Origin of the sequence: Acaryochloris thomasi RCC1774 (genome assembly GCF_003231495.1) — a bacterium.
Lineage (GTDB): Bacteria > Cyanobacteriota > Cyanobacteriia > Thermosynechococcales > Thermosynechococcaceae > RCC1774.
The window spans coordinates 488,592-505,155 of record NZ_PQWO01000002.1; the positions used below are offsets into that span (position 1 = coordinate 488,592).

A 16,564-nucleotide genomic window follows, 5' to 3' on the forward strand; every position below is an offset into this window, starting at 1 on the left:
CCTCAGCGACAGCTTTCTTCGTAGACCCTCATGTAGTCGAGGATGATTTTTTGGGCAGCAGGTTTGAGATCTTGATCCAAGGTTGAGTTATTTACAACTTTCTCTGTGACCCTCCATACCTGGCACCGGTCAGAGTCGAGTGCAGCTTGTGCCTGAGTTAGAGCATTAACCATGGCTACCGTGTAGCTCTTGGGTTTACGCTGCTGAGCGGCTTCTAAGTAAGGCTGAGCCTTTTCGGGCTTGAAGTAATCATCCATAACAGTCAGATAGCCCAGAGAGAATAGCTCATCGTCGCTGAGCTGATCTAGGCGCAACTCCTCCATTGGCTGGTTGTAGGTCAAGCCAAGGTATTGACGGTATTGCATCGCATTGCGCTTGCCTTCAATATTCCACGACAAAGCATTAATTAGGGCTGCTTTGATATCAATGGGCGTGGACGGCGATGAGAGATACTCGGCCATCTCGAGATCGAGCGTTCCTGTTTCCTTTGCTCTCTTAACGATGTCGTAGCTTTGGTAAGCCTCAGAAAAGTTAGTGGATGTAATTGGCGAATCGGCGCGGCTAGGTGTGGCTACATTCAATAGCAGCGCGGCGGCGGAAATGGACACCAAAATTTTCTTGAAATTGAACCCCATGATCTTGAACCCCATAAATCTTGACTTGATAGCTAACGGTGCTGGTTCTCGTTGATGTACCCACTAACGACGTACGATTTGCCTCTATAGTTCACCAGATAACCTCAGTTCTAACGTTGACAGGTGAAGTTCTGGTCTTAACCGCTGTTGGTGACGTAGGAAAACTAATCCTATGTGATTGATAAAACTCCAAACCGCTGGATATAACGAAAATATGCAGCCTAAGTCTACGAAGATATCGGGTGACGATCGGTTCTGCTCTCTTTTCGCGCAAGCTTTTTTGACTGATCGGGTTAGGTTTCTATCGCGGAACATTGCTTTGACTAAGACTGAGTATTGAGAGTGTTAGTCTATCTGCATCTAGAGTGTTCAGGGCTTCTTACCTCATCTGAGGCTTGCATCTTAGCGAGTATTCTGCACACTAAGTATAGTTATGCCGCCATGCCAAACCCACGTCCGATAACTCGATCGTCACCTGCCATATGCCTTCACTCCAGACTTGCGCGTTTATCCCATATCTCAGCATCACTGACGCAACGACGGCAGTCGCGTTCTACACCAACGTTTTTGGTGTTGCACCATACGTTCTGCTCAGTATGCCAGACGGGCGTGTGATGCACTGCGAATACCGTGTTGGCAACGCTCGATTCTTCCTGAGCGAAGAACTCCCGGAACATGGAGGCACGCCAAGCCCAGCAAGTCTTGCCGCTACAAGTGTCGCGATTCATCTTTACGTCGATGACTGTGATGCGATGATCGAAACTATGAAAGATAACGGTTCGACAGTTTTAATGGAACCCGCCGATATGTTTTGGGGTGAACGATTTGGGCGTGTCCGTGACCCATTCGGCCACGAATGGGGAATCGCAACTCAGCTCCGTGAAATGTCGCCTGACGAGATTCAAACAGCAGCCGGAAAGATGTTCGCCGACATGTCAGAGTAGTTGGCCAACCGTCGCGTCGCGCAAGACTGCGGCATAACAAAAAATGCACCGGAGTCGCGAAGCTAGGCGTTTTTAAACGAAAAATCACTTGTCGCGACCCGGTGATTTTGAACGTTACATTATCCTGTTCAGAAATATCTAAGCTTGAATCGCATAGGACAACGTGTTTACGGTGTAAAGGATTGCATAGACAGATTTCGCTCCTGCTCTTTATTTGGCTCTTCGCCTGACAATTAGTCTCCTCTATGTTCCTGATCCTGTTTGGACCACTAAGCCCAGGCAAACCAAGATCCTGGCGCTTCCTATTTAATCTGCGTTGGCCTTGAAGCTTGAGTAACTTTACCAAAGGATAAAAACTTTTGTGCTCAGCGATAGTTTTCGATGGCTGGGCTGTTTTGGACATCTGCGCGATCAATAACGATGCTTTAATGTGGGTGCGGCCATTCACGAGTCCCCCGTGACATTATCTGCTTCTGAAATGATCTCTATCCTTAGCTCTATCGTTGGAGCTGAGCATGTTGTGCCGCTCTCTAAACTCAATAGTGCCAAGCGCATCCAAATTCAAGATGCTCTGCAAGTTCCTGCAGCTGCGGCTTCAGAGCCAGTGGTTGTTTATCCTCGAAGTCAGACAGAGCTGGCAGCAGTGGTCACTCGCGCACACCGAGAAAAGTGGCGTTTGCTGATCTGTGGGCATCGCACGAAGCTGAGCTGGGGGCAACTGGCTGCAGATATTGACATTGTGATTAGTACCCAGTGGCTGAACCGCATTATTGACCATGCTGCAGGGGATCTAACTGTGACGGTCGAAGCGGGTGTCCCGCTGGCAGCGCTGCAAAATATCTTGGCGGCTGAGAAGCAGTTTCTGGCTCTAGATCCAGCCTATGCAGACCACGCGACGATTGGCGGCATCATTGCCACTCAGGATTCTGGTGTCCTCCGTCATCGGTATGGCGGGGTGCGAGATATGGTGCTTGGGGTAACCTTTGTCCGGGCTGACGGTGAGCTTGCTAAAGCGGGAGGCCGCGTTGTCAAAAATGTAGCTGGATACGATTTGATGAAGCTGTTCACCGGTTCCTTTGGCACGTTGGGAATTATGACCCAGGTGACGCTCAGGCTCTACCCACTGCCGGAGACGAGTCAAACGGTAATTTTCTGCGGTGACGGGACTGATATTCGTCAACTGACTCAGGCTCTGATCGACAGCACGTTGACGCCGACGGCTGTTGAAGTGTTATCAGCCCAGTTTTTGGCCGCTTGCGATGACCGAAAGCCGCTCGTAGACCTTCGCAAGGCTGAACTAGCTTTGGCAGTGCGTTTTCAGGGAATTGCTGAAGGCGTCACGGCTCAATGTGAGCAGATATCTCAACATGCTTCGCTGACGCCACTGATGTTGGAGGCGGAACCGGAGGCTGATTTTTGGCAGCATCTGCAGGCGCAGCTTTGGTCTGACAACGCCGTTATTTGTAAGGTAGGCGTGTTGCCCTCTAACAGCGTTTCCGTTCTGCAGCAGATGGAGCGTCTGGCTCAAAAGCAGAATGTAGTGCTGCAGGGCCAGTTTCATGCCGGAAGCGGTTTGGGGATTATTCGCCTAGAGGGGGAGGTGTTGCCAGTGTTGGTGGAGGAGTTGCGATCGCAATGTCAGCAGTCCCAAGGTTTCTTAACAGTCTTAGAAGCCCCCCGCCCACTGAAGGAGCAGATTGAGATGTGGGGTTACACCGGAAATGCCTTCGCATCTATGCGTAAAATTAAAGAACAGTTTGATCCACAGGCCCTTTTGAATCCGGGTCGTTTCGTTAAGGGACTCTAATGCCAGCCGCTGAGAAAACAACGCCTAACGCTTCACCGGCTCTAGACTTCAAAAATCCGCCCGACCAGAAAGTAATTGATGCCTGTGTCCATTGTGGTTTTTGCCTAGCAACCTGCCCCAGCTACCGCGTTTTGGGGAAAGAGACAGATTCGCCGCGCGGGCGGATCTATTTGATGAATGAACTCAATCAAGGCGAGATTCCCCTATCGCCCTCTACCGTGGAGCATTTTGACTCCTGCCTCGGTTGTTTGGCCTGCGCGACGGCTTGCCCTGCCGGAGTGGATTACGGCGAATTGATTGCTGCGACTCGCTCTCAAATTGAACGCAATCATCCTCGACCCTGGGTGGAAAAGCTTTTCCGACAGTTATTGTTCTCGACCTTTCCCTACCCACGTCGACTGCGTTGGCTGCTCGGGCCACTGGCGCTCTACCAGCGCACAGGTCTGCAGTCTTTGCTTCGGCGATCTGATCTGCTTGAAAAACTGCTGCCTCAGCCTTTGGTGGCAATGGAGTCTCTGGCCCCTGAGGTAACGGCGGACGCCTTCACTGATCCTTGGCCTGAGGTGATTCCGGCTCAGGGAGAGACGCGGTATCGTGTGGGCATGATTTTGGGCTGTGTGCAGCGGGTGTTCTTGCCGGAGGTGAATGCGGCGACGATTCGGGTGCTGACGGCCAACGGCTGTGAAGTGATTATTCCTAAGAGCCAGGGCTGCTGTGGGGCGCTGTCTCAGCATCAAGGCCAAGAAGAACAGGCGCAGGATCTGGCTCGCCAAATGATGGATGCCTTTGCCAACGAGAAGCTTGATGCCGTCTTGATTAACGCCTCTGGCTGTGGCCATACCCTGAAGGAGTATGGTCAGATTCTGGCAGAGGATGCAGACTATTGTGAGCGCGCCCAAGCTTTCGCAAACCAAGTACAGGACGTTCAAGAATTCCTCGATTCAGTGGGGTTGACCACGCCGCTGTCGCCGCTGCAGGCAGAGCCGCTGTCGGTGGTTTACCAAGATGCCTGCCATATGCTCCACGGCCAAAAAATCCAGGAGCAGCCCCGCCGGTTATTGAAGCAAATTCCTGGATTAGAGCTGCGGGAGCCTGCCGATGCGGCGCTGTGCTGCGGTAGCGCGGGTATCTACAACATCCTGCAGCCGGAGGTTGGGGATGAATTGGGGCGACAAAAGGTTCGTAATCTCTGCAACACAAAGGCGACGGTGATTGCGTCGGCCAATGTGGGCTGTAATATGCAGCTCCGCAAGCATCTCGCGCTGCAGCAACAAGAGGTTCCCATTTTGCATCCAATGCAGTTGCTGGACTTTTCGATTCGCTCTGTTGCGCTATCGGATGGAGTATCTGGGCATGATCTAGAGCAGTAGCTCTGTGGATTCCATGCGCTTGACTCGGCGAATTAATGACTGGCTAGAAACGCACTGGGTTACACCCGCCTATGCCGGATGGGTGTTGCTGGGGCTGACGCTCTTTTTTCTGCTGGCGGCTTCTAATACTCTGGCGGGTTGGCTATATGTTTTGAGTGGGCTGGGGCTGGCTTTACTCGCGATCGCAACGCTCCTCCCGCCTCGAACACTTCAGGGCATCACAATCGAACGACAGACCCTCTACCCTGTCAATGCTGGGAATACGCTGCGCCTGGGGTTAACCTTCCATAACACCACCACCAGCGAAAAATCTTTACTGCAGGTTCAAGACCAAATTCCATCAGAATTAGGAACCTTCCTCGATACAGCAGACTCCAAAGAGCGTTTAGGTCTTGAGCGAGCCGCAACGATTGCTACGATTCCGGCATTAGGAACCCAGACCTGGAGCTACGGCGTTGAAACCCGGCATCGCGGCATTTACCACTGGCAGTCTATCCACTTGCGGACTGCAGCACCCCTTGGCTTGTTTTGGTGCCGACGGCAGCGTCTCGTCAAAGCCAAAGCCATCGTTTATCCCATTGTGCTAAACCTGACCCAGTGTCCCTTAATCGATCAAGTTGGGCAGGAGCAGAGCCAGCAAACGCACCATCTACAGATGAGTCATGAAGGCGTTACGCGTTCTCTCCGGCCCTACCGTTGGGGAGACCCGATGCGACTGGTTCACTGGCGTAGCAGTGCCCGCCACAATGAATTGAGAATCCGAGAGCTTGAAGTCTCGACGGGAGGGCAAGGTCTCATTATTGGCCTCGACAGTGCCGCCGACTGGCATCCAGATGATTTTGAACAAGCTGTCATTGCTGCAGCCTCGCTCTATACCTACGCTGAACGGCAAATGCCCATCCAACTCTGGACGGCAGGCACCGGCCTCTGCCAAGGAACCCAGCGTGTGCTGGAAATCCTTGCTCAGGTTCAACCGCAAGAAGAGCATCAGCATCCCCTACCCAACGTGCCGATCATTTGGCTCTCGCAACACGCTGATCGCCTATCCCAGCTTCCCCTTCGGAGTCGTGTTATTTCGTGGTCTCGCTCTGAGACGACAGCCCTTCAGCGGCCGCTATCAGATTGCGTGATTCAAGCGAACCAGCCGCTGCAGCCTCAGCTTGAAAGCCCTTTATCCCAGAAATAGCGATTCCAAGGGTTGTGCTATCGCCACGCTTCTATCTGCGCATCAACGCCCAGCGATTAAATCTACCGTTACAGAAAAACAATGCTTTGTATTATTTAATACTATTCTAAGGTCCGTCACAGGAAACTTCTCTATAGTTAGAAGGCTAATTTTAATCAAACAGGGTAGATGACCATGAACGTTACAAAAACATTAGTGAGTGGATGCATTTTGGGTAGCACGGTGATCGGTGCTGCCGTTTTGGGACTCTCTAGCAGCGCTCAGGCTGGAACACTTGTAACCTGTGGCCCTGGTGGTGCTGCCTATATCGTTGAGACTGTACCTGCTGGCTGTCGCCATCTATCTGCTACCTCTGCACCTAAGCATGCACCCGATAATGCTGTAAAAGCTTCTAAGTTGGGCTTCACCTTCACCGCTTCTTCCCCTAAAGAGGAGTCTGCCCAGCCTGTTGCTGCAGAGACTGAGGGCAAGAGCAAGACCCAGCCTCTCGCGCTTCGCTAATTAATTAATTTTAGGTACTGAAGATTTATCCTTCAGTACCTAACGTTATGGCTACCGGACAGGGAACTTTAGAGAGATAGACCTCTTTATCTCGACTCGTTTCTATGGTTCTCACGATTCGTCTGGCGGGCCCCCAAGATCTAGAACCGATTCTTGAGCTGCAGCGGCAGGCGATTCAGGTGCTCTGTCGCCAAGACTATTGCCCCCGTCAGTTGGATGCCATTGTTCTCTCCCAACAGCGGGCTAGAGGGCTTTCTGAGCTAATTCTTTTGGCAGAAAATGAGCAGAATCTCGTCGGTTTCAGTACTGCACTTCTGCCAACTTGGGAAATTGGCGGAGTCTATGTTCACCCTGATTACACGCGCCGAGGTATTGCTACACAGTTGCTGACTTACCTTGAGCGGCAAGCTATCGAGCGACGCAGGCGTAAGCTCTCGGTGACCTCCTCTATCACGGCTGTAGCCTTCTACCAGAGTCTGGGATTTCAAGTCATTCGCAAAACAAAATTTCTCATGTACGGAGCTTGGATTCCCTGTATTGAGATGGAAAAGCCCCTCACGTTATCGCCAACGCAGCCCCAAGATATTTCGCCTTTGTTGCTGTGGTGCTGCGCTTTTGTTCTTGTTGCCCTGTTGTTGATGCTTCTGTAGCGGTGAAGGGTAAGCACTGGCCGAGTCATCAGTCAGCTGCTAGGAATTTTTGGTAGTCAGTTGCGATCGCATCCACTGCTTTCTCATACAATTGCTGCCCATGCTCCGGCGTCGCCAGTGAAGGGTCAGACCCCATTCGCCCATCTGGATAGTGACGCCGAAAATCTGCTGCCCCGTAAATCGGGAAACCTGACGCCACCTCCGCACTCAACGGCGCATCCTTAATGGCCTCAGGATAAACAAACTGAGTCACCGCCACCTCGCTGGGCGTTGCGTGGGAACCTTCGCGATCGCCATAGAGTTCTTTGGCAAGCTGGTACACATCACGATTCATATACCAGTTATTCACCTTGCAGTGCACCTGATCGGCTCCAGGAATTTGCAGATCTGCCAGCCTTGCATAGGTCTCAGAAAATGCAGCCTTCAGCGTTGCAACATTGCCCCCATGCCCATTAATGAAGAAAAATCGCCGAAATCCTGAGCGCGATAGACCGACCAAATAGTCTTGAATGACTTGAATCAATGTAGAAGGCCGCAGGCTCATACTGCCAGGGAAAGCCGCATGATGCAGCGCCATCCCTACATTAATCGTCGGTCCTACAATGGCCCCTGTAGATTCGCCAACCCCTTTTGCAACCACCTCCGCGCAAATAGCATCCGTGCCGATTAGTCCCGTAGGGCCGTGCTGTTCAGTAGAGCCAATGGGAAAAATAATGCCTGAGGATGTTTCTAAATAACGCTCAACTTCTTGCCAGGTGCAGAGATGCAGTTGCATATGGTTTCTCCTAAATCGTGCTGTTGAGATCAATCATGGAAGGCTATGGTAACTTTACGAACAAGCTAGTTCTATCACTAAGAGAACCGCTCACGACAGGAGTTGCTGCAATGGTTTGACTAAGCCAGGAAGATTACTATGAATCGTGTCCCAGACGATCTCTGGCTCCACACGGAAATACTCATGAGCCATGACATTTCTCATATCACTCATGATCCGCCAGGGGATTGCAGGATTCTGCGCTTTCACCTCTCCTGGAATATTTAGGGCGGCTTCACCAATCACAATAAAGTCGTAGAGGACTGCCTTCATAAGAGTTTTGTTATCTGAAAATTCTGAAAACGTCATGCTAGAGGTTGATTTCTGGATTCTATCTATCGCGTTCAGAATATCTTGTACTCGTAACGACCAACTTCTAGAAGACACGCACGATATCCTTCAAGACAGGCTCTCGCAAATTCTTGCGTAGTGATTTGACAGTCCCAATATCAACCGAGCAACCAAGCAGTGATTCCAAGTAGTGCTGAACTTCAAAAAGACCAAACAGCCCTACAGGTTGAGAGAATTCCACTAGAAAGTCAGCATCACTATCTGGTCCGGCCTGATTACGAGCAACAGACCCAAACAGATCCAATGACCTGACACCCAGTTCTTGAAGCTGTTGCTGATGGGCTTTGACAATTGATAAAAGTTTTTGCCGTTGCATTAGAATCTAAGGGCTGTCAACAGATAGAAGAAGCCAACACAGCAGACCGGAGCTGCTTACACCAATGATAAGCGATCACCCAAAGTCGCGCTCCCCAGAGATGCAGGCCTCGTGATGGACTCACTGACGCTCTTCGACGAAAGAAATGACTATCAGAAAAACTGCAGACGTAATCATTGCCACATTCTGTATTGAGAATGAGCTGCTACTGCTGCTCTCAGACCGAGACTTCCTCACATTTGTCGAACCTTTTGGTTTGGTCGAGGCATCTGTCACTGGCCGCTAACTCCGCTGGTTTGCATTCCTTAGCCGGATACCACTTACGTGAAGACTACTATCCCAAGCATCTCTCAAAACGCTTAAAGATGGAATAACTCGAAGCTCAACATCATCTTCCAGTAAACACCTCGGAAGATCTGAATATGCAAGCTTTTCTATAGGATGAACTGTCTCATCGCTCACCCACATACCAGCGTCGTCTAGTGAGGTAAAAGTATGGCATGGTAGCTCGTATCGGTAGACTATCGCCTCTTTGAGCATTGCTTCCCAGCCCTTCTCGATATAGGCAAGCATCCTGAATGTTGAGGAACCGAAGTACTTTTCAGCATCTCTGTCAGTTGTATTTTTTTTGCGCCACAAAAGAATGCGCGGGCATTCCCTGGGAAATATGTACATCGGCTGGTGCCATTCATCTATAGCCCACACCAAAGGGCCGTTTAGCCGATCGAGTCCTTTAGGACGTTCAACCGACACACGAACAGATCTTGGTCGAAACAGTTCAATCGTACTGTCATCGCTGAAATGGAATAGTCGATTGGACATGTCCCGCAATCATAGGGAGCAAATTGATTATGAGAATGCCTAAACAGACTTCAAATTGCTGTGGGGATACAATAGCGCTCGCTTAGGGCCGTGAATCGGATCTTCAACAATAATGGTCTGATCACGAGCTGCGCCTAGAGACACGATCGCAATCGGCACCTCCATCAGCTCTGCCAGCAGCTTCAGATAGTCCAGCGCCTCTGCAGGCAAATCCTCTAGCTTTCGGCAGTCTTCAGTGGACTGCTTCCACCCCGGCATCGTCTTGTAGACCGGACGACAGTGGGCAAACTTGCGAGCGTTGGTCGGGAAGTCATTACAAGCCTCTCCCTCAATGTCATAGGAGACACAGACCTTGATCTCATCAAGGCCATCTAAAACATCAAGCTTTGTGATTGCTAAGCAGTCTAGACCATTGATGCGCACCGCATAGCGACCAATCACAGCATCAAACCAGCCGCACCGTCGCTGTCGCCCGGTCGTCGTTCCAAATTCAGCACCGCGATCGCCCAAGATTTCCCCAACTTCATCCTTGAGTTCAGTCGGGAATGGACCTTCACCCACTCGGGTTGTATAAGCCTTCGCGACTCCGATCACGCGATCAATCATCGTTGGGCCTACGCCAGCTCCAACACAGGCCCCCCCCGCTACCGGATTGGAAGAGGTGACGTAGGGATAGGTTCCGTGGTCGAGGTCTAGAAGGGTGCCCTGTGCTCCTTCAAATAAAATATTGCGCTTCTTCTGAATTGCGTCATAGATTTTGAGTGAGCAATCAACCACGTGGGGCCGCAGGCGCTCAGCATAGGCGCGATACTCCTCAATTACCTGTTCTGGATCAAGGGGGGGCAGCTCATACAGTTTTTCGAGCAGTACATTTTTATTCTCAATCGCCCGCTCAAGCTGCTGCGCTAGCCCCTTTGAATCAAGCAGATCTAGAATTCGAATGCCATTGCGCTCTGATTTGTCTGCGTAGGTGGGACCAATACCGCGCCCTGTGGTGCCGATCTTATGATCGCCTCGCTTTTTCTCTGCCGCGCCATCGATGATCCGGTGATAGGGCATCGTTACATGTGCCCCTTCTGAAATCAGCAGATTCTCCGTGGAGATGCCCAGATCTTTGAGCGTATCCAGTTCCTGAATTAGAACCTGTGGGTCAATCACCGTTCCTGACCCAATAATGCACTCTGTTTCAGGGTAAAGAATACCTGACGGGATGAGGTGCAGCTTGAAGGTCTGATCTTTGACCACTACCGTGTGGCCAGCGTTGACCCCACCTTGATAGCGAACGACCATATTTGCTGAGCGACTGAGCAGATCGGTGATCTTGCCTTTTCCCTCATCGCCCCACTGTGCGCCAATTACAACTACGTTAGCCAAAGGTTTATAAAAACGCGACGTTATTCACAAACAACAATTATCGTCAGTGGGTAGAGCTTCTGTCAATCCGGTGATACCTGTTCATGACTTTACCGAGTCCTAAGAACGGTTGATATTTTGCCCTAGTCCTGCTGAGAACTCAGCTTTATAAAGGCTTCTGGCCTGTGGCCCGAAAAATTGTGGCGGTTATGGCACCGTCTGGTTGATGTGGTAGCTGTCGCAAGAAGTCTAGTCCTGCCGCCAACTGTTGTGGATCTCGTCCTAGCTTCTGAGCAATTTGAGGGACGGTCGGTGCTAGCCAACCATCGACGTACTCTACAAACTTTTTCAGCTCTTGATTCGCCGTAGTTTGAAAATAGTGATACCCCCAAGCCTGATTTCGCACTTCACTGAACCCAGCAGATTCTAGCAGCGGGCCAAGACGAGGCCCCATCGCTGGGCTACCTCCAGATTGGATGAGTAAATCACACAGGCTTGAAATTAAGTAGTCATAATCACTGTTGACGGGCCAGGGTCTGATCTTCATGTAGTCTGGCTCTGTTAGGGAAAGTCTGCCGCCAGGTTGCAGGACTCGATACGCTTCTTTGAGGGCCAATTCTGGCTGAGGTAAATGCTCTAAAAACCAAGTGGTGCAGACTTGATCAAACTGGCTTTCAGCCCAAGGAAGTTGGCTTGCATCACCTACGCGTAAATCCGCTGTTAGTTCAAGAGTCTCTAGGTGCTTGCGTGCATAGTCAATTTGGGTGGACTGCAGATCAATCCCGGCCAGCCTTAGACTGGGATAAGCCTGTCCTAAAATCCCCAGCACAGCTCCAACGCCACATCCCAGCTCCAGAACGGCATCTCCCTCGGCAAAGTCAACTTCACGCAGGATGAGACGCTCTCGCCAGTAGTTTGCTTGAGCGACCAAGCGTGCCTGCTCTTCAAGATCGTAGCCATGAATGTAGTCTGACAAAAATTACTCCCCCTGATATGAAACGGTAAATACTCAATTCCATTGTTATGCAACAGCCTGACGTTGAATCTCGAACAGATAAAGTCTACGAGGTAGGACTGCCTGAGAATGCTAAGCAGATGCTGGAGTTAGGTCGCATCATTAGTCAATGTTTCAATGCTGACCTTGAGAACTGGCAAACCTATGTTCAGCGGTTGGGACAGACCAATTTTCGGGTCATTCAAGAGTCAGGGCGAGTTGTCGGTGGTCTGGGGCTTTATCCGATGGGGCAATGGTATGGCGGACAGGCTGTGCCGATGACGGGGATTGCGGCGGTGGGAACTGTGCCAGATTGTCGGGGGCAGGGCGCGGCGGTAACGCTTTTACGGCATACACTCCAAGAACTATACGAACAAGGTCTGCCATTAGCGTCTCTGTATGCTTCTACGTCTCATCTTTATCGTCGAGCGGGGTTTGAGCAAGCAGGTAGCTTTTGTCGCTATAGCCTGCCCATCAACCAGGTCAGTCTTTGCAGCAGTCAGGAAGCTGTTAGAGACCATCACACATTGCCGTTGATGCCCATCCAAAATCCTGAGTCAGCTTTGCTGGTTGATCTTTATCGCCAGCAGGCTCAGGCTAGCAATGGCAACTTAGAGCGCAATGATGCCATTTGGTCGTCGATTCTAGATGACAAAGATCAGCCGATTTATACTTATCTGCTGGGGACTCGTTCTGCGCCGGAGGGCTACGTCATTCTGATGCAGAGATCTGAGCCAATGGCCTACAGTCTAATTGTCAGAGATCTTGTGCTATTAACAGCAGCCGCAGCTCATCGATTTCTAAGGCTCGTGGCGGATCATCGCTCATTAGCCGATCGCTTATTTTGGTATGGTTCCCCAGTCAATCCGCTTTTGTCGCTGCTGGAAGAGCAGATTTACCGTGTTGAACACCTTGAACGCTGGCTGCTTCGTGTTGTCAACGTTGCTCAGGCATTGGAATTGCGGGGCTACCCTACGGGGGTAGAGGCTGAGTTGCACTTAGAGGTGGTTGACGACCTTTTGCCCTCGAATACAGGATTCTTCACGCTCCAAGTTTCGGGTGGTAAGGGACAGGTAAGCCGTGGCGGGCGTGGGGATTTAAAGATGGATGTTAGGGGTTTAGCGCCGCTCTACTCTGGTTTAATGACGGCTCTGCAGCTGCAGCAGATGGGGTGGCTCTCAGGGAGGAGAGAGACTTTTGCTACTGCCTGCACCCTTTTTTCAGGAGTGTCCCCCTGGATGAGCGATCACTTTTGAACTGGTTTTTCGCTAACAATTGATCTATCGGCTTGTCTGGAAGGATAGGAGTTGCGATCGCAACCCAAGCTCAAGCCCATCCCATCTGATTCGACGGGTGTAAGCCTAATAGCATTCCAACGTGTCGCGTGTCTCTCTCCCTGTCACCGGGTTTGTGCCCTTTGCTGCCTGACATAAAACATCCTGGGCCTCACCCAACAGTCCTGCATCCGTAAAGTCTGCTCCGTCAATGACGGCCCCTCGAAACTCAGCGCTGTAGGCAAACGCCCCTTCAAAAATAGCGTTCGTCAAATCTGCCTTAGCAAACCGAGCGCTATCTAAGGTGGCAAAAGAAAGGTTTGCGCCCTTCAAATTAGCATCCTGAAGATTGGCTGCAAAAAAGCTAACACCGGTCAGATCGCTACCGCTAAAGTTACTGCCCTTGAGATCGGCCTTTGTAAAGCTGTCCCCGGTTAAGTCTTGATCGGCAAAATCATAATCTCGCAGAATTTCCTTGTTGTAGTCAGCAGCCACAACAGGTCTCGTGATGATTCCCAAAACCAGCAGCAAACCGAAGCAGATCATTCCGATCTGCCGGAGCCACTTCGTTTGCCTGAATGTGTGCCAAAAATTCATATTCTTCATCCTGATCGTTAATGAAGTGCCTAATACAGGCCTACGCCTTTGATCCTAGCTGACTCTGGCCCCGTCACGCATCCTTCTTCAACGCGCATGCTCTAAGGTGAGTTTGAGTCCAGACTGGCCAAATTCAGCCAAATCAATGTCTATCGACAAAAAGAAAGAGCAGCTCACCATTGGATATTTGGGCGAACAGCTCGTGGGTCAATGGCTACAGCAACAAGGATGGCAGCTCGTCGCCCAAGGGTGGCACAGCCGCTGGGGAGAGATCGATATTGTCGCTCGCCAACCCAGGGAAGCCGGAGAAGAGTGGCTGGCCTTTGTGGAGGTCAAAACCCGCAGCCGAGGCAATTGGGATGCAGATGGCTTGCTGGCCATTACCCCAACGAAACAAATGAAGCTCTGGAAAACAGCTCAAGCCTTTTTAGCAAAGCATCCCCATTTAGCCGAGCTACCCTGTCGGTTCGATGTCGCGCTGGTGCGATGTGTACGCAGACCATCGACAGAGACGACCTCTCAAGTGCAGACCGATCGCTTGCGTCATCTTTCAGCTCAAGCGGAGAGGATCTGCAGATTGGGAGAGCCTAACTTTCCTGAGGAGCTAGCTCTTGGGCAAACCATCAAAGTTGCGCATTATTCACTGACTCTGGCGACCTATCTAGAGGCCGCATTTTCAGGCTAGCTCTAGCCATCAACGCGCCAATTATTCATAGCCCAGACGACGACTGACCTCAACAAACAGGTCACGACGCAGACAAGGATAATCGCTTACCCAAAGATCAGAGTCCGGTAGATAGGCATCTGAGACCTTCTCGACTTGGCTCAAATCAGGACGGCTGGAAAGAATCAGCATTTCAGCCACATCCCCCGGACGGATGGATTTATGAGTTCGCTTCAGGGGAGCCTGAACCTGAAAGGTAAACCCACTCTCATCCCCCACCTCTACGTTGATTCGCCGCTCACGGTTCTCGACAATGACCAGCTCGCCCTGCTGATTCACGGTCTCCTCTTTGCCGATCAATTCTTCTGAAACAAAAATATCTAACACTTGGCCTTGCCAAAAGCCGCTGTAACCTAGGCGGCGATATTTCCCGTTGCGTAGGCTTGCCCACATGGCTGGTGCCCACAGCCAGTACAAGCCAGCAACTAAACCCAAGATGAGTTGCAGCCCCCCACCAAAGAAGCCGCCGATGGCGAAAACGGCAACCAAACTTAAAAACGAGATTAGAAAGCGTCGCAGCAGATCGGGCCCCTTTCCCCAGTAGTAAGAGTACTGAGCGCCTGTGGCAACAACTGGAATCAATTCCTCAAATTTTTCGCGTGTAATAGGAACCAGCATTCCGGTGAACTCGAATCTTATCCTGCTGCAATTCTTTGAGACTCCACTCTAACAGTCCACCGTTACTGACAAGGGGATCAAGACGGGGATCATAAAGTCATGTTTTCATGACTTTATGATCCCCGTAACCCTCTACTTTCCGTGCAACGCTTTAATGTCAATGCCAATAGCTCTTGACGAGTAACTGCTAAATACGACATATTTTGTTACATAAGCGATCCCCACCGAGCCTTGAGGCTTGATGAGCGAAACGAAAACTGTTTTGAGAAGAGAGGTTTCAGGAGATTATGGCTCAAGAGAATTTGCCCCTAGAACAAATGACGCTTCGCCAACTGCGGCGCGTAGCGAGTCAATATGGTGTTTCTCGCTACAGTCGTATGCGTAAGGAGCAGCTCCTGGAATCTATTCAGAAAGCTCAGCAGATGTCATCACCGGCTCTGCAGGGGCACTATGCTCAATCCGAAGCTGAAATGCCTGCTCAGGAAAAAGTTGAAGCGGCTAAGTTTGATCTCGGGTCATCGGAAGATCTCCAGGATTTATCTCTGGCTTCCGTCGATGAAGGAATCGGTGATTTGCCTGAAGGCTACGGCGAAACGCGTGTTGTTCTGATGCCCCGCGACCCTCAGTGGGCTTATGCATACTGGGACGTGCCCAACGAGCACAAAATGGAGCTGCGGAGTCAGGGAGGGCAGCAGCTTGCCCTGCGTTTGTATGATTCGACTGATATCGATCTTGCGACTCGCGCTCCCCATAGTGTTCAAGAGTTTCCCTGTGATGAACTCGCTCGTGAGTGGTATCTGCCGATTCCGGTGAGCGATCGTGACTATGTCGCTGAAATTGGCTATCGCTGTGCTGATGGTCGGTGGCTGACGCTGGCTCGGTCTCTGCCGGTCCATGTGCCGCCCACCTATCCTTCTGACTGGGTGGACGATCAGTTCGTCACCGTTGATTGGGATCAAGATCTGCGGGGCGCTCAGATTGCGGAGCTGAATCCACCAGACCGCAAGGTTGTGACCCAGAGCAACGGCAACGCGATTTATGAAGAGATCTTCGGCATGGCTGAGAGTGCTGAGGCAATGAGAGTTGCAGGTTCTCTGTACGGTTCAATGCAGCAGGCTCCGGTTGCGCCTCCTGCACCGTCCCACGAAGATATCTTGAGCTCCTATGTATTCCCTTCTGGTGTGGGTATGTGGGCAATGCCGACGGCCTCTGGCATGGGTATGGGTATGAACATGTCTGGTGTTGGTATGGGAGCTTGGTCCGCTTCTGCTGCGCCCGTTCGTCCACGCCAGTTCTGGTTGGTGGCTGATGCTGAATTGATTGTTTACGGTGCCACTGAGCCTGATGCTACGGTCACCATTGGCGGGACACCTATTCGACTTAATCCTGATGGTACTTTCCGTTATCAAATGTCTTTCCAAGATGGTCTGATTGATTATCCGATCTTGGCTGTGGCCGCAGACGGTGAACAGAATCGGTCGATTCACATGAAGTTCACTCGTGAAACGCCGCATCGGCATACGAATACGAAGGAAGCTGCCCTTCTGGAATGGCTGGTGTAGTGCTTCTTTAGATTGAGTGAAAAGCCGCAGGTTAACCTGCGGCTTT

General features: G+C 51.1%; 18 protein-coding genes and 1 pseudogene. 10 read left to right on the plus strand and 9 right to left on the minus strand.

Annotated elements, in window-relative coordinates; translation table 11 throughout:
* Positions 1-2 precede the first annotated feature (2 nt).
* Entirely contained in the window at positions 3-635 is a 633-nt protein-coding gene (locus C1752_RS05320; RefSeq protein ID WP_146242273.1) for a hypothetical protein, read from the minus strand.
* 482 nt (positions 636-1,117) lie between these two features.
* On the opposite strand from C1752_RS05320, the gene C1752_RS05325 reads away from it, so the two are divergent.
* The 6 genes from C1752_RS05325 (at position 1,118) to C1752_RS05350 (ending at position 7,093) form a co-directional block, all read left to right on the plus strand.
* Positions 1,118-1,579 (plus strand): VOC family protein, encoded by a 462-nt coding sequence (locus C1752_RS05325; protein WP_110984985.1) that lies wholly within the window; start codon positions 1,118-1,120, stop codon positions 1,577-1,579.
* A gap of 457 nt (positions 1,580-2,036) precedes the next feature.
* A complete protein-coding gene (locus C1752_RS05330) occupies positions 2,037-3,386 on the plus strand; it encodes an FAD-binding oxidoreductase (RefSeq protein ID WP_233501364.1) in 1,350 nt (449 codons plus the stop codon).
* On the plus strand, positions 3,386-4,756 hold the full coding sequence (locus C1752_RS05335; RefSeq protein WP_110984986.1) for a (Fe-S)-binding protein: 1,371 nt from the start codon (positions 3,386-3,388) through the stop codon (positions 4,754-4,756). The genes C1752_RS05330 and C1752_RS05335 overlap by 1 nt, the downstream gene beginning before the upstream one ends.
* Before the next feature lie 13 nt (positions 4,757-4,769).
* A complete protein-coding gene (locus C1752_RS05340; RefSeq protein ID WP_110984987.1) occupies positions 4,770-5,942 on the plus strand; it encodes a DUF58 domain-containing protein in 1,173 nt (390 codons plus the stop codon).
* 174 nt (positions 5,943-6,116) lie between these two features.
* Positions 6,117-6,443, plus strand: a complete 327-nt coding sequence (locus tag C1752_RS05345; RefSeq protein WP_110985090.1) for a hypothetical protein — start codon at positions 6,117-6,119, stop codon at positions 6,441-6,443.
* A 104-nt stretch (positions 6,444-6,547) separates the two neighbouring features.
* Positions 6,548-7,093: a GNAT family N-acetyltransferase gene (locus C1752_RS05350; RefSeq protein WP_110984988.1), complete on the plus strand. Its 546-nt coding sequence runs from the start codon at positions 6,548-6,550 to the stop codon at positions 7,091-7,093.
* 28 nt (positions 7,094-7,121) lie between these two features.
* Here C1752_RS05350 and C1752_RS05355 read toward each other — a convergent pair whose 3' ends face one another.
* The 3 genes from C1752_RS05355 to C1752_RS05365 all read right to left on the minus strand — a co-directional run bounded on the left by C1752_RS05355 (position 7,122) and on the right by C1752_RS05365 (position 8,574).
* Positions 7,122-7,868, minus strand: a complete 747-nt coding sequence (locus C1752_RS05355) for a creatininase family protein (RefSeq protein ID WP_110984989.1) — start codon at positions 7,866-7,868, stop codon at positions 7,122-7,124.
* Positions 7,869-7,958: 90 nt separating this feature from the next.
* Positions 7,959-8,294, minus strand: coding sequence for a HepT-like ribonuclease domain-containing protein (locus tag C1752_RS05360; protein ID WP_110984990.1), 336 nt, complete (start codon positions 8,292-8,294; stop codon positions 7,959-7,961).
* Positions 8,284-8,574: a nucleotidyltransferase family protein gene (locus tag C1752_RS05365; RefSeq protein WP_110984991.1), complete on the minus strand. Its 291-nt coding sequence runs from the start codon at positions 8,572-8,574 to the stop codon at positions 8,284-8,286. The genes C1752_RS05360 and C1752_RS05365 overlap by 11 nt, the downstream gene beginning before the upstream one ends.
* Positions 8,575-8,713: 139 nt before the next feature.
* Between C1752_RS05365 and C1752_RS05370 the strand changes: the two are divergent.
* Positions 8,714-8,860 (plus strand): annotated as a pseudogene (locus tag C1752_RS05370) (type II toxin-antitoxin system VapC family toxin); the annotation flags it as partial.
* Here C1752_RS05370 and C1752_RS05375 read toward each other — a convergent pair.
* The 3 genes from C1752_RS05375 to C1752_RS05385 all read right to left on the minus strand — a co-directional run bounded on the left by C1752_RS05375 (position 8,857) and on the right by C1752_RS05385 (position 11,725).
* Positions 8,857-9,396: a DUF6886 family protein gene (locus C1752_RS05375; RefSeq protein WP_110984992.1), complete on the minus strand. Its 540-nt coding sequence runs from the start codon at positions 9,394-9,396 to the stop codon at positions 8,857-8,859. The pseudogene C1752_RS05370 and the gene C1752_RS05375 overlap by 4 nt on opposite strands.
* A gap of 39 nt (positions 9,397-9,435) precedes the next feature.
* Positions 9,436-10,770, minus strand: coding sequence for an adenylosuccinate synthase (locus C1752_RS05380; protein ID WP_110984993.1), 1,335 nt, complete (start codon positions 10,768-10,770; stop codon positions 9,436-9,438).
* A 145-nt stretch (positions 10,771-10,915) separates the two neighbouring features.
* On the minus strand, positions 10,916-11,725 hold the full coding sequence (locus tag C1752_RS05385) for a class I SAM-dependent methyltransferase (RefSeq protein WP_110984994.1): 810 nt from the start codon (positions 11,723-11,725) through the stop codon (positions 10,916-10,918).
* 47 nt (positions 11,726-11,772) lie between these two features.
* Here C1752_RS05385 and C1752_RS05390 point away from each other — a divergent pair, with 47 nt between their 5' ends.
* Positions 11,773-12,999: a GNAT family N-acetyltransferase gene (locus tag C1752_RS05390; RefSeq protein WP_110984995.1), complete on the plus strand. Its 1,227-nt coding sequence runs from the start codon at positions 11,773-11,775 to the stop codon at positions 12,997-12,999.
* A 105-nt stretch (positions 13,000-13,104) separates the two neighbouring features.
* Here the strand turns inward: C1752_RS05390 and C1752_RS05395 are convergent, their stop codons facing one another.
* A complete protein-coding gene (locus C1752_RS05395; protein WP_110984996.1) occupies positions 13,105-13,614 on the minus strand; it encodes a pentapeptide repeat-containing protein in 510 nt (169 codons plus the stop codon).
* A 145-nt stretch (positions 13,615-13,759) separates the two neighbouring features.
* On the opposite strand from C1752_RS05395, the gene C1752_RS05400 reads away from it, so the two are divergent.
* Complete coding sequence (locus tag C1752_RS05400) at positions 13,760-14,299, plus strand: YraN family protein (RefSeq protein ID WP_110984997.1); 540 nt, start codon at positions 13,760-13,762, stop codon at positions 14,297-14,299.
* A 21-nt stretch (positions 14,300-14,320) separates the two neighbouring features.
* On the opposite strand, the gene C1752_RS05405 is transcribed toward C1752_RS05400, so the two are convergent.
* Positions 14,321-14,956, minus strand: a complete 636-nt coding sequence (locus tag C1752_RS05405; RefSeq protein WP_110984998.1) for a DUF8619 family protein — start codon at positions 14,954-14,956, stop codon at positions 14,321-14,323.
* A gap of 287 nt (positions 14,957-15,243) precedes the next feature.
* On the opposite strand from C1752_RS05405, the gene C1752_RS05410 reads away from it, so the two are divergent.
* Complete coding sequence (locus C1752_RS05410) at positions 15,244-16,518, plus strand: DUF4912 domain-containing protein (protein WP_110984999.1); 1,275 nt, start codon at positions 15,244-15,246, stop codon at positions 16,516-16,518.
* Positions 16,519-16,564: the final 46 nt, after the last annotated feature.

Bases quoted from the DNA above. Each gene is read 5' to 3' on its own strand.
- C1752_RS05405 (WP_110984998.1), bottom strand. From the start codon at position 14,956: ATGCTGGTTCCTATTACACGCGAAAAATTTGAGGAATTGATTCCAGTT.
- C1752_RS05340 (WP_110984987.1), top strand. From the start codon at position 4,770: ATGCGCTTGACTCGGCGAATTAATGACTGGCTAGAAACGCACTGGGTT.
- C1752_RS05355 (WP_110984989.1), bottom strand. From the start codon at position 7,868: ATGCAACTGCATCTCTGCACCTGGCAAGAAGTTGAGCGTTATTTAGAA.
- C1752_RS05375 (WP_110984992.1), bottom strand. From the start codon at position 9,396: ATGTCCAATCGACTATTCCATTTCAGCGATGACAGTACGATTGAACTG.
- C1752_RS05395 (WP_110984996.1), bottom strand. From the start codon at position 13,614: ATGAATTTTTGGCACACATTCAGGCAAACGAAGTGGCTCCGGCAGATC.
- C1752_RS05365 (WP_110984991.1), bottom strand. From the start codon at position 8,574: ATGCAACGGCAAAAACTTTTATCAATTGTCAAAGCCCATCAGCAACAG.
- C1752_RS05320 (WP_146242273.1), bottom strand. From the start codon at position 635: ATGGGGTTCAATTTCAAGAAAATTTTGGTGTCCATTTCCGCCGCCGCG.
- C1752_RS05390 (WP_110984995.1), top strand. From the start codon at position 11,773: ATGCAACAGCCTGACGTTGAATCTCGAACAGATAAAGTCTACGAGGTA.
- C1752_RS05335 (WP_110984986.1), top strand. From the start codon at position 3,386: ATGCCAGCCGCTGAGAAAACAACGCCTAACGCTTCACCGGCTCTAGAC.
- C1752_RS05350 (WP_110984988.1), top strand. From the start codon at position 6,548: ATGGTTCTCACGATTCGTCTGGCGGGCCCCCAAGATCTAGAACCGATT.
- C1752_RS05400 (WP_110984997.1), top strand. From the start codon at position 13,760: ATGTCTATCGACAAAAAGAAAGAGCAGCTCACCATTGGATATTTGGGC.
- C1752_RS05325 (WP_110984985.1), top strand. From the start codon at position 1,118: ATGCCTTCACTCCAGACTTGCGCGTTTATCCCATATCTCAGCATCACT.
- C1752_RS05345 (WP_110985090.1), top strand. From the start codon at position 6,117: ATGAACGTTACAAAAACATTAGTGAGTGGATGCATTTTGGGTAGCACG.
- C1752_RS05410 (WP_110984999.1), top strand. From the start codon at position 15,244: ATGGCTCAAGAGAATTTGCCCCTAGAACAAATGACGCTTCGCCAACTG.